At 71.5% G+C, this 14,326-nt stretch carries 10 protein-coding genes; 3 read left to right on the top strand and 7 right to left on the bottom strand.

All coding sequences use genetic code 11. From position 1 onward, the window contains the following. Positions 1-97 precede the first annotated feature (97 nt). From cydD to O3Q52_RS02100, 3 genes are all read left to right on the top strand, one after another. Positions 98-3,598 (top strand): thiol reductant ABC exporter subunit CydD, encoded by a 3,501-nt coding sequence (cydD, locus tag O3Q52_RS02110; protein ID WP_269647050.1) that lies wholly within the window; start codon positions 98-100, stop codon positions 3,596-3,598. 187 nt (positions 3,599-3,785) lie between these two features. Next, positions 3,786-5,447: a GAF domain-containing sensor histidine kinase gene (locus O3Q52_RS02105; protein ID WP_269647049.1), complete on the top strand. Its 1,662-nt coding sequence runs from the start codon at positions 3,786-3,788 to the stop codon at positions 5,445-5,447. A 173-nt stretch (positions 5,448-5,620) separates the two neighbouring features. After that, positions 5,621-6,667, top strand: coding sequence for a M23 family metallopeptidase (locus O3Q52_RS02100; protein WP_269647048.1), 1,047 nt, complete (start codon positions 5,621-5,623; stop codon positions 6,665-6,667). A 93-nt stretch (positions 6,668-6,760) separates the two neighbouring features. Here the strand turns inward: O3Q52_RS02100 and O3Q52_RS02095 are convergent, their stop codons facing one another. The 7 genes from O3Q52_RS02095 to O3Q52_RS02065 form a co-directional block, all read right to left on the bottom strand. Then, a complete protein-coding gene (locus O3Q52_RS02095; RefSeq protein WP_269647047.1) occupies positions 6,761-7,648 on the bottom strand; it encodes a Cof-type HAD-IIB family hydrolase in 888 nt (295 codons plus the stop codon). A gap of 330 nt (positions 7,649-7,978) precedes the next feature. Next, positions 7,979-8,893, bottom strand: a complete 915-nt coding sequence (locus O3Q52_RS02090; protein ID WP_269647046.1) for an LLM class flavin-dependent oxidoreductase — start codon at positions 8,891-8,893, stop codon at positions 7,979-7,981. Between the two features lie 119 nt (positions 8,894-9,012). Next, positions 9,013-9,561, bottom strand: coding sequence for an RNA 2'-phosphotransferase (locus O3Q52_RS02085; protein WP_269647045.1), 549 nt, complete (start codon positions 9,559-9,561; stop codon positions 9,013-9,015). Positions 9,562-9,683: 122 nt separating this feature from the next. Next, positions 9,684-10,628, bottom strand: a complete 945-nt coding sequence (locus O3Q52_RS02080) for a MerR family transcriptional regulator (RefSeq protein ID WP_269647044.1) — start codon at positions 10,626-10,628, stop codon at positions 9,684-9,686. Positions 10,629-10,681: 53 nt separating this feature from the next. Then, positions 10,682-11,584 (bottom strand): metal-dependent hydrolase, encoded by a 903-nt coding sequence (locus O3Q52_RS02075; protein ID WP_269647043.1) that lies wholly within the window; start codon positions 11,582-11,584, stop codon positions 10,682-10,684. Beyond that, positions 11,581-13,335, bottom strand: a complete 1,755-nt coding sequence (locus O3Q52_RS02070) for an SDR family oxidoreductase (protein WP_269647042.1) — start codon at positions 13,333-13,335, stop codon at positions 11,581-11,583. The genes O3Q52_RS02075 and O3Q52_RS02070 overlap by 4 nt, the downstream gene beginning before the upstream one ends. Continuing rightward, a complete protein-coding gene (locus O3Q52_RS02065; protein WP_269647041.1) occupies positions 13,332-14,213 on the bottom strand; it encodes a M24 family metallopeptidase in 882 nt (293 codons plus the stop codon). The genes O3Q52_RS02070 and O3Q52_RS02065 overlap by 4 nt, the downstream gene beginning before the upstream one ends. Between the last annotated feature and the right edge of the window lie 113 nt (positions 14,214-14,326).

Below are 14,326 nucleotides of genomic sequence, written 5' to 3'. Positions count from 1 at the left end.
GATGAATCCATGGGCCTGTTTCACGTGAAACAGGCCCAATGAGAAGAGGGTGTGTTTCACGTGAAACACACCTGCTTGACCCAAGGGTGTGTTTCACGTGAAACCGATCGACCCGCGACTGCTGCGATACGCCCGCGCCACCCGTCTGTTCCTGATCGCGGTTGTCGGTCTGGGAGTTGTGGGTGCCGGTCTGGTCATCGCCCAGGCGATGCTGATCGCCGAAGTGGTGGTCGGCGCCTTCCAGCACGAACTGTCGGTTGCCGAACTGCGCACGCCACTCCTGCTGTTGGCGGCGGTCGCTGTCGGAAGGGCGTGTGTCTCCTGGCTCACCGAACTCGCCGCACACCGGGCGAGCGCGGCGGTCAAGTCGGAGCTGCGGAGGCGGTTGCTGGAGCGTGCCGGCGCGCTCGGCCCTGGTTGGCTGAGCGGGCAACGGACCGGTTCGCTGGTCGCGCTCGCCACCCGCGGGGTCGACGCACTGGACGACTACTTCTCGCGCTATCTGCCGCAGTTGGGGCTCGCGGTGGTGGTGCCGGTGGCGGTGCTCGCGCGGATCGTCACCGAGGACTGGGTGTCGGCGGCAATCATCGTCGGCACCCTGCCGCTCATCCCGATCTTCATGATGCTCATCGGCTGGGTCACCCAGTCCCAGATGGACCGTCAGTGGCGGCTGCTGTCACGACTCTCGGGCCACTTTCTGGACGTGGTCGCGGGACTGCCCACACTGAAGGTGTTCGGGCGGGCCAAGGCACAGGCCGACTCGATCCGCCGGATCACCGGGGACTATCGGCAGGCGACCATGCGGACGCTGCGGATCGCCTTCATCTCGTCCTTCGCGCTGGAACTGCTCGCCACGATCTCGGTCGCCCTGGTCGCGGTGACCATCGGAATGCGGCTCGTACACGGCGAGATGGCGTTGTACGACGGTCTGGTCGTCCTCGTTCTCGCGCCCGAGGCCTATCTGCCGCTGCGGCAGGTGGGGGCGCAGTATCACGCGGCGGCGGAAGGGCTGTCCGCCGCCGAGGAGATCTTCGAGGTCCTGGAGACACCGGAGCCGACGTCCGGGACCGGTGCGGTGCCCTCCTCGGGAGGAGTGCGCTTCGAAGGGGTGACGGTCCGGTACCCCGGGCGGTCCTCCGACGCGGTGTCGGACGTGTCGTTCGCGGTCGAGCCCGGGGAGACGGTGGCACTCGTCGGGCCCAGCGGAGTGGGGAAGTCGACTCTTCTGAACGTGCTGTTGGGATTCGTGGGACCCACGTCGGGGCGGGTGCGTGTCGGGGGAGCCGATCTCACCGAGACCTCCCTGGAGGAGTGGCGTTCACAGGTCGCGTGGGTGCCGCAGCGGCCCCATCTGTATGCCGGGTCCGTCGCCGAGAACGTACGGCTGGCGCGGCCGGACGCCGACGACTCCGCGGTGCGGCGGGCCCTGTCCGATGCCGGGGCTCTCGAATTCGTGGACGCGCTGCCCGGGGGCGTGCGGACGGTACTGGGTGAGGAAGGTGCCGGGCTCTCGGCCGGGCAGCGTCAACGGCTCGCTCTCGCAAGGGCGTTCCTCGCGGACCGGCCGGTGCTGCTGCTCGACGAGCCGACGGCCTCGCTGGACGGGGCGACCGAGGCCGAGGTCGTGGAGGCGGTCAGGCGCCTGGCGGTGGGCCGGACCGTGCTGCTCGTCGTCCACCGGCCGGCGCTGCTGGATGTGGCGGACCGGGTGGTTCGACTGGAGCCGGAGGCGCCCGTCGCGGTGGACGGTTCCGTGGGCTCCGGCGGCGACAAGGAGCTTCGGGCCGACGTGGTGGCCGCGGTGCCTGCGGGCGGTGAGGAAGAGGCAATTCTGCTCCCGGAGGGGCGGGAAGGCGTACTGGCGCGTGTGCGTGCCATGGCCGGGCCTCGGCGCGGGCGGCTGGTGCTTGCCCTCCTGCTCGGCAGTCTCGCGCTCGGCAGTGCCGTCGGCCTCATGGCCACCTCCGGCTGGCTGATCTCCAGGGCCTCCCAGCAGCCGCCCGTGCTCTATCTGATGGTCGCCGTGACGGCCACGCGGGCGTTCGGAATCGGGCGGGCCGTCTTCCGGTACGCCGAGCGGCTCGTGTCGCACGACGCGGTGCTGCGGATGCTCGCCGACACCCGGGTCGCCGTGTACCGGCGGCTCGAACGGCTCGCGCCCGCCGGGCTGCGTACCGCTCGCCGCGGTGATCTGCTCTCGCGACTCGTCGCCGACGTCGACGCGTTGCAGGACTACTGGCTCCGCTGGCTGCTGCCCGCCGCGGCCGCGGCCGTCGTGTCCGTCGGCTCCGTCGGGTTCACGGCGTGGCTGCTGCCGGAGGCCGGGGCCGCCCTCGCGCTCGGGCTGCTGGCCGCAGGCGTGGGCGTTCCGCTGGTGACCGGTGCCGTCGCACGCCGTGCGGAGCGCCGGCTGGCCCCGGCACGCGGGGTGCTGGCGACCCGGGTGGCCGATCTCCTCACGGGCACGGCCGAGTTGACGGTCGCGGGTGCGCTGCCGGCGCGCACCGCCGAGGTACGGCGGGCCGACGGCGAGCTGACCCGTATCGCCTCGCGTGCCGCCACCGCCACCGCGCTCGGGGACGGGCTCATCGCGCTGGTCTCCGGACTCACCGTCGCGGCCACCTCCCTCGTCGGCGCCCAGGCGGTCCTCGACGGGCGGCTCAGCGGCGTGGCGATGGCCGTCGTCGTCCTCACCCCGCTCGCCGCCTTCGAGGCCGTCCTGGGGCTGCCCCTCGCGGTCCAGTACCGCCAGCGGGTGCGCAAGAGCGCGGAGCGCGTGTACGAGGTGCTGGACGCGCCCGAGCCCGTACGCGAACCGGAGCGGCCGCTCGAGGCGCCCGGGTCGCCGTTCCCCGTCGTGGTGAAGGGCCTGGCCGCCCGGCACGCCGGACAGCAGCGGGATGCCCTCGCCGGGGTGGTCCTGACGCTCGAACGCGGACGCCGGACCGCCGTCGTGGGGACGTCCGGGGCGGGCAAGACGACCCTCGCCCAGGTGTTGCTGCGGTTCCTGGACGCGAATGCGGGGACGTACACGCTGGGCGGCGTCGACGCGTACGGCATGGACGGTGACGACGTACGGCGGCTGGTCGGGCTGTGCGCGCAGGACGCCCATCTCTTCGACAGTTCGGTACGGGAGAACCTGCTGCTCGCTCGGAAGGACGCCACGGAATCCGCGCTGCGGGACGTGCTGGGGCGGGTGCGGTTGCTCGACTGGGTCGACGGGCTGCCCGACGGGCTGGACACGTTGATCGGGGAGCACGGGGCGCGGATGTCCGGGGGGCAGCGGCAGCGGCTCGCTCTGGCGCGGGCGTTGCTCGCGGACTTTCCCGTACTCGTTCTCGACGAGCCCGCGGAGCATCTTGATCTGGCGACCGCCGATGCGCTCACCGCCGATCTGCTGGCCGCGACCGAGGGGCGTACGACGTTGTTGATCACGCATCGGCTGGCGGGGCTGGAAGCGGTCGACGAGGTGATCGTGCTGGATGGTGGGTGTGTGGTGCAGCGGGGGGCGTACGGGGAGTTGGTGCGGGGAGAGGGGGCGTTGCGGGGGATGTTCGAGCGGGAGAGTCGGACGGAGCGGTTGGTTGGTGTGCGGTGAGGTTCGGTTGCGGTGTTGGGTCGGCCGCGGGTGGGTGGGGGCTGGTCGCGCAGTTCCCCGCGCCCCTAAAAGCGGGCGGTTGTGCTCGTTGTAAGTGAGCCCGATCGCCCCTCAGAGCGGATGGTCGTGGTCCTCGGCTCGAAGGGCTCGACTTTCACTCACAAAAGGGACTAATTAGGCTCTGTGTATGCCAGTCGTGTCGAGCCCCGGTGGTGCCCCGGATTCTGATGATGTGCCGCGGTTGCTGGAGGCGATGCGGTCGGTGGGGAGTGGGCTTGAGCTGCGGTCCACGTTGGAGCGGATCTGTGGGACCGCGGCTGAGCTGGCGGACGCGCGGTACGCGGCGATCGGCGTGGCCGCGGAGGATGGGAACGGGCTCGCCGAGTTCGTGTACCAGGGGGTCGACGGGGAGACGGCCCGGCTGATCGGGCGGCTGCCGGACGGGCACGAGGGGCTTCTGGGGGCGCTCCTCCGCGAGCCCGAACCCGTGCGGCTCGCGGAGCCGACGGAGGATCCCCGGTCGTGCGGGTTCCCGGAGCACCATCCCCGGATGCGCGGCTTCCTGGGGGTCCCGATCCGTGTGCAGGGGGAGGTCTTCGGCAACCTCTACCTGGCCGAGAAGCGCGGCGGAGAGCCGTTCGACGACCACGACCTCGACATGGTCCGCGTGCTGGCCGGGGAGGCGGGCATCGCCATCGGGAACGCGCGCCTGTACGAGGCCGCCAAGCAGCGCGAGCGCTGGATCGACGGATCCGTGGCCGTCACGACCGCGCTCCTGTCCGGAGGGGATGCCGACGAGGCGCTGCAGGTGGTCGCCGAACAGGCCCGCCGGCTGTCCGACTCGGCCGCCGGACTCGTACTGCTGCCCGCGGCCGAGGGCGGTCTGGAGATCGTCGCCGTGGCGTCCGAGCGGCCGTCGAGGGCGCTGGGTCTCGTCGTGCCGGCCGAGAACGAAGTCGTGGGCGAACTACTCGCGGGAGAGGCCGTGTTCGTCGAGGACGCGGCAACCGACCCGCGCATGCTCAGCGACCTCTCCCACGGCTACGGGCCGACGATGCTCCTGCCCCTCCAGAGCGGCGGACGCGTCCTGGGAACCCTCGTCATGGCGCGCGCGGAGGGCGCACGGCCGTTCTCGGAGACCGAGCGCAGCCTGGCGACGCAGTTCGCCTCGCAGGCCGCTCTGGCGCTGATGATGGCGGAGGTGCAGCGTGATCGGGAGCGGCTCGCGGTCTACGAGGACCGCGACCGGATCGCCCGTGACCTGCACGACCTCGTCATCCAGCGGCTGTTCGCCACCGGGATGATGCTGGAGAGCGCCCAGCGGAGGTCCGCCGTGCCCGAGGTGCGGCAGGGCGTCGGCAAGGCGGTCGACGAACTGGACGTCACCATCCAGGAGATCCGAACCGCCATCTTCGCGCTCCAGCAGGAGCCGGCCGAGGTGACGACGGGGCTGCGGACACGCGTGCTGCGCGAGATCAACATGGCTGCCGTGCCGCTCGGCTTCAGGCCGTCGCACCACTTCGTCGGTCCCGTCGACCTGGTGGTCGGCGAACTCACGGCCAAGAACCTCATCGCGGCCCTCCGCGAGGCCCTGTCCAACGCCTTCCGGCACGCGGGGGCGTCCCGTATCGACGTCACCGTGGACGCGACCGTACGACTGCCGGACGGGCGTCCCGGCGTACGGCTGACCGTCACGGACGACGGTGTCGGCATCCCCGAGGGCGGACGGCGCAGCGGGCTCAAGAACCTGGCGCGACGGGCGGAGTCGCTGGGCGGGGACAGCTGGTACGGGCCGGGCAGCGGGGAGGAGAGCGATGGCGCGTCGGTGGTGTGGGAGGCGCCGCACTGAACGAACCCGGGTGCGGTCGGCCGGCCCGGGCAGCCGCGGCAGGGCGGCCCGCCGAAGTTCCCTGAACCAGGCCCCTGTTCGGCTCAGTGGATTGGTCCATCCGTGACAACCGGTCCCCCAGGTGTACGACTTGAACAGGACCGGAGCCGCCTGAGCGCGACACGATCCATGTCATGCGCTCACGTCGTCGCCATCCCCTGCTCGTCCCCGTACTGCTGTGCGCGCTGGCCGTCCTGGTGGCCCGGCCCACGTCCGCTGCGGGAGACGCCGACACCTCGGGCGGTCTGAGCGCCGAGGTGGTGCGGCTGTACGACGAGGCGTCCCTGGCGACGCAGCAGTACGAGGCGGGCCGCCGGGCGGCCGAGGTGCAGCGGAGCCGGGCGCAGCGGCTGGAGCGGCTCCTCGTGCGTGAGCGGCAGGACATCGCCGCGCTGCACGGGGACCTCGGCCGGATCGCGCGCGCCCAGTACCGCAGCGGCGGCGGACTCCCGCACACCGCGCAGATGCTGCTCGCGGACAGCCCCGAGGAACTGATGCGCGGTCAGCGTGCCGTCTGGCAGGCGGATCTGGCGGTCAACAACGCTGTCACCAAGAGCCGCAGGGCCGAGGCGCGGCTCGCCGCCGACGAGGAGAAGGCGGCGTCGGCCTGGCAGGTGCTGGATCGGCGCAACGGTGAACTCGCCGAGATCAAGCGGGGGATCGAGAAGAAACTGGAAGAGGCCCAGTGGACGCTCCAGGGGCGGGCGGACGCCTCGGTCGCCGCCGGTGCGTGCCGGGGCCCCGTCCGGCTCGACCAGCCGCGAACGCGCTTCGCCCAGCCGTGGGTCGCGCCGGTGGAGACGTACGAACTCTCCTCGGGCTTCGGCAGCGGCGGTGATCGCTGGGCGCGCCGGCACACCGGCCAGGACTTCGCGGTGGACATCGGTACGCCGGTGCGGTCGGTGGGCGCGGGCCGGGTGGTGAAGGTGTCGTGCGGTGGCGCGTTCGGCATCGAGATCGTGGTGAAACACGCGGGGGGCTACTACACGCAGTACGCCCACCTGGCCGCTGTCACCGTGGAACAGGGAGAGCGGGTCGCCGCGGGGCAGTGGGTCGGACAGTCGGGCACGACCGGCAACTCGACCGGGCCGCATCTGCACTTCGAGGTGCGCCTCACACCGCAACTGGGATCGGGAGTCGATCCGAGGCAGTGGCTGGCCACGCGCGGGGTCCGGCTGTAGATCGGGGTCCGGGAGAGGGCCGGTGGAGAGGGCCGGTAAGGGGCGGGCGCCAGGACGCCGTCACTTACCGGCGCTCGGCGAGTGCCCGCTCGACTACCGGCGCTCCGCGAGTATCCGCTCGATCACGACGGCCACGCCGTCCTCGTTGTTGGCGACCGTACGGCCGGAGGCTGCCGCGATCACGTCCGGGTGGGCGTTGCCCATCGCGTACGACGTGCCCGCCCAGGTGAGCATCTCCACGTCGTTGGGCATGTCCCCGAAGGCGACGACCTCCTCGTGCGAGATGCCACGCTCGGCGCAGCACAGCGCGAGCGTGCTGGCCTTGGAGACGCCGGGGCCGCTGATCTCCAGGAGCGCGCTCGGGCTGGAGCGGGTGACGTTCGCCCGGTCGCCGATGGCCAGGCGGGCCGTCATGAGGAAGTCGTCCGGGGCAATCTTGTGGTGGAAGGCGAGGATCTTGAGCACGGGCTCATCGGCACCGGGTGCGTCCGGCGCCAGGAGCTTCTCGGCGGGCGCGAGGGTGTCGGGGGTCTCCATGTGCAGCTTCGGATACGCCGGCTCCTGGTAGAAGCCGTACGTCTGTTCGATGGCGAACACGGCCCCGGGCGCGGCGTCACGGAGCAGCCGTACCGCGTCGAGCGCGTTCTCCCGCGCCAGCTCCCGGACCTTGACGAAGCGGTGGGCGCCGGGGCCGCCGTGCAGGTCGACCACGGCGGCGCCGTTCCCGCAGATGGCGAGGCCGTGACCGTGGACATGGTCGCTGACGACGTCCATCCAGCGGGCGGGGCGTCCGGTCACGAAGAAGACCTCGATGCCGGCCTCCTCGGCGGCGGCCAGGGCGGCGATCGTGCGGGGCGAGACGGACTTGTCGTCGCGCAACAGGGTGCCGTCGAGATCTGTGGCGATCAGCCGGGGCGGGAGAGTGGAGGCCGGGTTCCCGGGCCGTCGGGTCGCTGAGGTCACTTCCTCATTCTCCCGCATATGCGTGCACGGGCGTGCGGCGGTCCGCACATGTGAGTGAGGAGTGCCCTCACCTGCGGTTATGTCAACCCGGGGCTGAGGCGGTGCCTCCTTGAGAGAGACCTGCGGAGGACCGTCGAAGTAGCCGCCGGATCAGTCACCGGAGCGGGCCTCCAGAACCTGACCGGCGACGCCGACCCACCAGCGTCCGCTCGCCGGAGCAGACCCACCAGCGTCCCTCCGCCGGGGCCCGCCCATCGGCGTACGTCCGCCGGAGCCAGCGGCCGAAGCCCGCCACCGGAGCGAACAGGTGCCCGATCCAGGAGCTGCAGCCAAGCGCCGGACAGCGCCTCAGCCGAGCTGCCCCACCGCCTCCATCGCGATGTGCTCGAAGGCCTTCTCGTCCGCGGCGAAGTCCGGGTAGTCGGGGACGGGCCAGTGGATCACGATGTCCGTGAAGCCCAGCTCCATGTGCCGGCCCGCGAAATCGACGAACGCGTCGAGGGACTCCAGCGGACGTGCGCGGTCCGGGGTGAAGCCGGTGAGCAGGACTTTGTCGAGCTCGTTCACGTCGCGGCCGACCGTCTCGCAGGCGGTGGCCAGCTTCTCGACCTGCCCGCGAATGGCCTGAACCGACTGCTCGGGCGTGCCCGTCTCGAACAGCTTCGGGTCGCCCGTCGTCACCCACGCCTGCCCGTACCCGGCGGCGAGCTCCAGCCCGCGCGGCCCGGTGGCGGCCACCGCGAAGGGCAGCCGGGGGCGCTGGACGCACCCGGGGATGTTGTACGCCTCGCGCGCCGAGTAGAACGTGCCGTCGTACGAAACGGAGTCCTCGGTGAGCAGCCGGTCGAGCAGAGGTACGAACTCGCCGAAGCGGTCGGCCCGCTCGCGCGGAGTCCACGGCTCCTCGCCGCTCTTCAGCAGCGTCGTGGAGTCGAAGCCGGAGCCGCCCGCGCCGATGCCCAGCGTGATCCGGCCACCGGAGATGTCGTCGAGCGCGATCAGTTCCTTGGCGAGGGTCACCGGGTGCCGGAAGTTCGGGGAGGTCACCAGCGTGCCCAGGCGCAGCCGGTCGGTCGCTCCCGCGGCGGCGGTGAGCGTCGGTACGGCCCCGTACCAGGGCCCCTCGCGGAACGTCCGCCACGACAGATGGTCGTACGTGAAAGCGGTGTGGAACCCGAGCTGCTCGGCGCGCTGCCATGCCGAACGCCCTCCCTCGTGCCAGCGGAGGTACGGCAGGATCACGGTGCTCAGGCGCAGACTCATGCCTCAGAGCCTAAGCGCAGCCGCGCGGCACACCCCAAACGGCCGGTCGGGGCGGGGACGGGCCCGGGCGGGCGTGGGGTATGGGCCCCGGCAAGCCCGCGCGGGACGGGCCCGGCCGGTCAGTGCGGGGCGGGAAACCGCAGGTAGCGCGGGGGCACGGCGGCCGTGAGCCAGACCCCGTTGGCGCTCACCCGGAACTCGTGGCCGTCGCGGTGCATGGCGGCGGCGCCCACGGAGAGCACGACGGGCCGGCCGCGGCGGGCGCCGACACGGGTCGCGGTCTCGCGGTCGGGCGAGAGGTGCACGTCGTGCCGGTTCATCGGCCGCAGCCCCTCGGCGCGGATTGCGTCCAGGCTGCGGCCGACGGTCCCGTGGTAGAGGTACGCGGGCGGGGTCGCCGCCGCCAGGCCCAGGTCGACCTCGACGGAGTGGCCCTGGCTGGCGCGGATCCGCGAGCCCTCGATCGCGAAGCGCCGCTTGTCGTTGTTCTCCACCACGTGGTCGAGTTCGTCCCGGGTGAACCGGAAGCCGTGCGCCTCGGCCGCGGCCATCAGCGTCTCGATCTCGACCCAGCCGCCCTCGTCGAGCGTCAGCCCGATCCGCTCGGGCTGATGCCGCAGATGCTTCGAGAGGTACTTCGACACCTTCACGGTGCGTCTTTCGTCCATCCCGCCAGAGTGCCTGGCGAGACGCTCGTCACGCATTTGATTTTGACCCGGAGGTTTGATCCACAGCCAAGTGCGTTATCCACAGGACCAGTTGGGGAATCTGTGGACAACTCGCCGACACTTTACGGCGGTTCGTCAACTTTCCCAGGCTCGGCATGATTTGCGGCGAGCGCGTCCAAAGCACGGGCCCTGACCTCCCGTTCGGCCGCCACGGCGATGAACTCGGCCGCCTTCTCCGCGCCGACGAGCCGCTCCACAGCGGCCATTGTCTCCGCGGGGACGGCCACGGATCGCGTCTCGTCCGCAGCCACCGGGGGCTGCTCGGCACCGAGGTGCCGGCGCAGATGCCGGTTGGCGAACAGCCGCATGGCCCGGGCGAGTTCGGCGTCCACCGTCTGGCGTGCGAGCGGCCGCAGCCGTCGTACGAGCGCGGCCGCTTCGGCGGCGTCCGCGTCGGTCGGCGGGTGCTCGCCGAGATAGCGCGCGAAGACGTGCTCGCTCGTGAACTCCAGGAAGCGCGAGGCGATGTGCTCCACCTGGCCCCTCAACTCCCGCAGATGGCCCGAGATCGCGGACAGTGGAACGCCCGCCTCGTACAACTCGGCCGCCACGGCCAGCTCTTGGGGGCTCGGCACGAGGAACGTGTCCTCGTCCCCCGGAACGCGTTCGAGCACCCCGAGCTCGACGGCGTCGGCCACCGCCGTGTCGTCCGGGTGGCCGCCGAACCGCTCGTCCAGCTCGGCCCGGGAGATACGGACCGCCTCCTCGTCCGTCCACGGCCCGTCCACCTCCGCGACCAGCCCGAGCACGCCGCCGAGACCCCGGCCCGCGTCCCAGGCCTCCAGGAGTTCCTTGATCGAGGCCAGCGTGTATCCGCGGTCCAGGAGGTCGGCGATCTGCCGCAGCCGGGCCAGATGGGCGTCGGAGTACACGTTGGCGCGGCCGCGCCTCTCGGGCCGGGGGAGCAGCCCGCGGTCCTGGTAGGCACGGATCGTCCGCACCGTGGCACCGCTGCGGTGCGCCAGGTCCTCGATCCGGTACGCGACGCCGGCCGGCTCGTTGTCCACGGTCCCTGCCTTCCCGAGTCCTCGTCGCTGCCCGATGCCGCTACTCGGGGCCACTACCCGATCGCGGCTCTGCCGATCGCCCCCGCCGCCGTCCGGGCCGCGGGTGACCGCGCCAGATACTCGACCGCCCTGCGCATCGAGCCCTCCTGCGAGGGATGGTACGAGCGCCGCAGATAGCGCGGCACGGCGGAGCCGAGCTCCTTCCACGTGGGCAACAGCCCCTTGCGCACCGCCCGGTTGTGCTCCCCGAGCGAGTAGCGCAGCCGCCCGGCCAGCCGCGGGTCGTGACGTATGAGGTAGGCGGCGCCCCACGCCCACATGTACAGCATCACGGGAGCCGTGACCGCCATGCCGGCGACCCTGCGCGCGTACCGGGGAAGGCCCTCGCCGCCGCAGTGCTGGTACATGTCGAAGGCGACCGCGCGGTGCTCCACCTCCTCCGCGCCGTGCCAGCGCAGCAGGTCGAGCATGACCTCGTCGGCCCCGGCGCGGTCGAGTTCCTCGGCGGCCAGCACCCAGTCGCCCAGGACGGCCGTGAACTGCTCGATCGCCGCGATCACCGAGAGCCGGAAGCGCAGCCACTCCGGCTCCGGTATCGGTGCGCCGAGCGGCGGGGTCTCACCGAGGATCTTCTGGAAGAGGTAGTCGACGTGCTTCGTGTACGCGGCCGTGTCGAGGTCCTGTGCGGCGAGGTGGTCCAGCACGTACGAGTGCTGGACGCTGTGCGTCGCCTCCTGGCCCATGAACCCCTTGACGTCCTTGAGGAGTTCGGGGTCGTGGACCAGCGGGAGGCCCTCCTTGAAGACCTTCACGAACCACCGTTCCCCCGCCGGCAGCAGCAGGTGCAGCACGTTGATGACGTGGGTCGCGGTCGGCTCGTCCGGTATCCAGTGGAGCGGGGTCTCCTCCCAGTCGAAGGACACCCGCCGCGGTGTGATCGGGTAGTGGTCGCTCACAGCGGTGGCTCCATCCGTGCGATCGCGCGAAGCGCCCTGGGCGCGAAGCGGGACATCAGGCGGCCGCCGCGCGCCTCCGCGGTCACGGGGACCACGGCCTGGTTGCGGACGACCGCGCGCAGCACGGCCTCGGCGACCTTCTCCGGCGGGTAGTTGCGCAGCCCGTACAGCCGCGCGGACTTCTTCTGGCGCCGCTTCTCCTCGTCGGCGTCGACTCCCGTGAAACGCGCGGTCGACGTGATGTTCGTGTTGATGAAGCCCGGGCAGATCGCGGAGACCCCGATGCCCTGTCCGGCCAGCTCGGCGCGCAGGCACTCGCTGAGCATCAGCACCGCCGCCTTCGAGGTGCTGTAGGCGGGCAGCGTCCTGGAGGGCAGGTACGCGGCCGCCGACGCGGTGTTGACGATGTGGCCGCCCTGTCCGCGCTCGGCCATCTGCTTCCCGAAGAGCCGGCAGCCGTGGATCACGCCCCACAGGTTGACGTCGAGGACGTTGCGCCAGTCCTCCGCGGTGGTGTCGAGGAACGAGCCGGACAGCCCGATCCCGGCGTTGTTCACCAGGACGTCCACCACCCCGTACTCGGCGGCGACCTTCTCGGCGAGCTTCTCCATCGCCTGCTCGTCGGAGACGTCGACCGTCTCGGCCCACGCCTGAGGGGCGCCGATGAGCCGGGACAGTTCCGCGGTGCGGGCCGCGCTCTCCGCGTCCCGGTCGACGGCCACCACGCGCGCGCCGGACTCGGCGAACGCGAAGGCGGTGGCCCGCCCGATACCGCTGCCCGCACCGGTGACCAGCACCAACTGCCCGCCGAAGCGGTCGGCGTACGGGCCGGTCGCCGCGGATGCGGTCCTCCCTCCCTCGGTGGTCGTCACGAACTCGGTGATCCAGGCAGCCAGTTGGTCCGGCCGGGTGCGCGGGATCCAGTGCTTGGCCGGGAGCGCGCGGCGCGTCAACTGCGGGGCCCACAGCTCCAGCTCGTCGTAGAGCTTCTCCGAGAGGAACACATCCCCGAGCGGCGTGATGAGCTGCACGGGCGCGTGCGCGTACGCGTCGGCGCGCGGCCTGCGCAGCCGGGCCCGTACGTTGTCCCGGTACAGCCAGGCGCCGTGCGCCGCGTCCGTGGGCAGCGACGGGGTCGGATAGTCGCCCCCGGGGACCCTCTCCAGCCGCCGCAGGATCTTGGGCCACCGCTTGCCGAGGGGGCCGCGCCAGGCGAGTTCGGGCAGCACCGGGGTGTGCAGCAGGTACACGTACCAGGACTTGGCGCCCTGGCCGAGGAGTTGGCCGACCCTGCGGGGCGTCGGGCGGGACACGCGCTTCTTGATCCAGTGTCCGAAGTGGTCGAGGGACGGCCCCGACATCGACGTGAAGGAGGCGATCCGTCCCTCGGTGCGCTTGACCGTGGTGAACTCCCAGGCCTGGACCGAGCCCCAGTCGTGGCCCACCAGGTGCACCGGACGGTCCGGGCTGACCGCGTCCGCGACGGCCAGGAAGTCGTCCGTCAGCTTCTCCAGCGTGAACCCGCCGCGCAGTGGCTGCGGCGCCGTCGACCGGCCGTGGCCGCGCACGTCGTACAGCACGACATGGAAGCGCCCTGCCAGGCGCGCGGCGACCTCGGACCACACCTCCTTGGAGTCCGGATAACCGTGTACGAGCACCACCGTGGGCTGTGCCGGGTCGCCCAGCTCGGCGACACACAGCTCGACCCCGCCCGTACGCACCCAGCGCTCGCGCGCACCCTCAAGCGTCACTTGTCCTCCGCCCAGCGCCGCACGTGCGGCAGATCGTCGTCCAGCCAGAAGGCGCTCTGCTCGGGGTCCTCGGAGTCGGTGACCACCAGGATCTCCTCGAACTTCGCGCCCGTGCCCCGGAATCCGAGGTGCGGCTCGACCGCCCACAGGCCGGGCCGGGGAGGGTGGTCGGAGAACCTGTACGGCGACCACAGCGGGGACCAGCCGTCACGGTGGCCGTGGATCGTGTCGCTCGCCAGACCCTTGAGCGACTGAGTGCCGAACCCGAACAGCTTCGGTGACCAGCGCCGCTCCCTGACCCGGTCGACCTTGTGCGCGATCACCCCGAAGGGATACGCCCGGTGCCGGTTCGCGTAGCCCTGGCGGACCATGAGCCGGTCCACGTCCTGGTAGATCTCGCGCAGCGGGCGCCGCTCGCGCACCTCGCGCAGGATCAGCTCGCGGTGGGCCTCCAGGTCGGCGAGGAGCTTGTCCTGCAGCGGGTTGGGCCCCAGCGAACCGGAGTACCCGATGTCCGCGGTGAAGCCCTTGTGGACGGGCGCAAGGTCGAGGATGAACGGCATCCCCGCCTCCAGGCGCCGGTTGGTGGGGAAGAACTGCAGCGGAATCCGGAAGTCCACGAACGCCGTCCGGTCCCCGAACCAGGCGAAGGGCAGATGGAACCAGTCCCATACGCCGCGCTCGCGCAGCCACTCGCGCTGCATCCGTGCCGCCTCGCGCTCGGTCACGCCCGGCTTCAGCTGCGCCGCGACCGCCTCCGCGCACTCGTACGCGAGCCGCTGCACCTCTCTGAACCCCCGCAGTTCCGCGGTGAGTCCGCCGCCCTTTCCCGAAGAAGTACCTGGTGAAGCCGCTGCCGCTGCCACTGCCGAGGTCATGCCACCGTCCGTCCCAAGCCGACTGCCGTACACGCCCGCAACTTGACACTGATGAATGTGACAATTGTTGGAGGCTGCGTCAATAGGCGTGCACGCGACCTGTGGACAACCGG

The sequence above is a fragment of the Streptomyces sp. ActVer genome (assembly GCF_027270795.1).
Lineage (GTDB): Bacteria > Actinomycetota > Actinomycetes > Streptomycetales > Streptomycetaceae > Streptomyces > Streptomyces umbrinus_A.
This window is presented reverse-complemented; position numbering and strand designations above follow the sequence as displayed.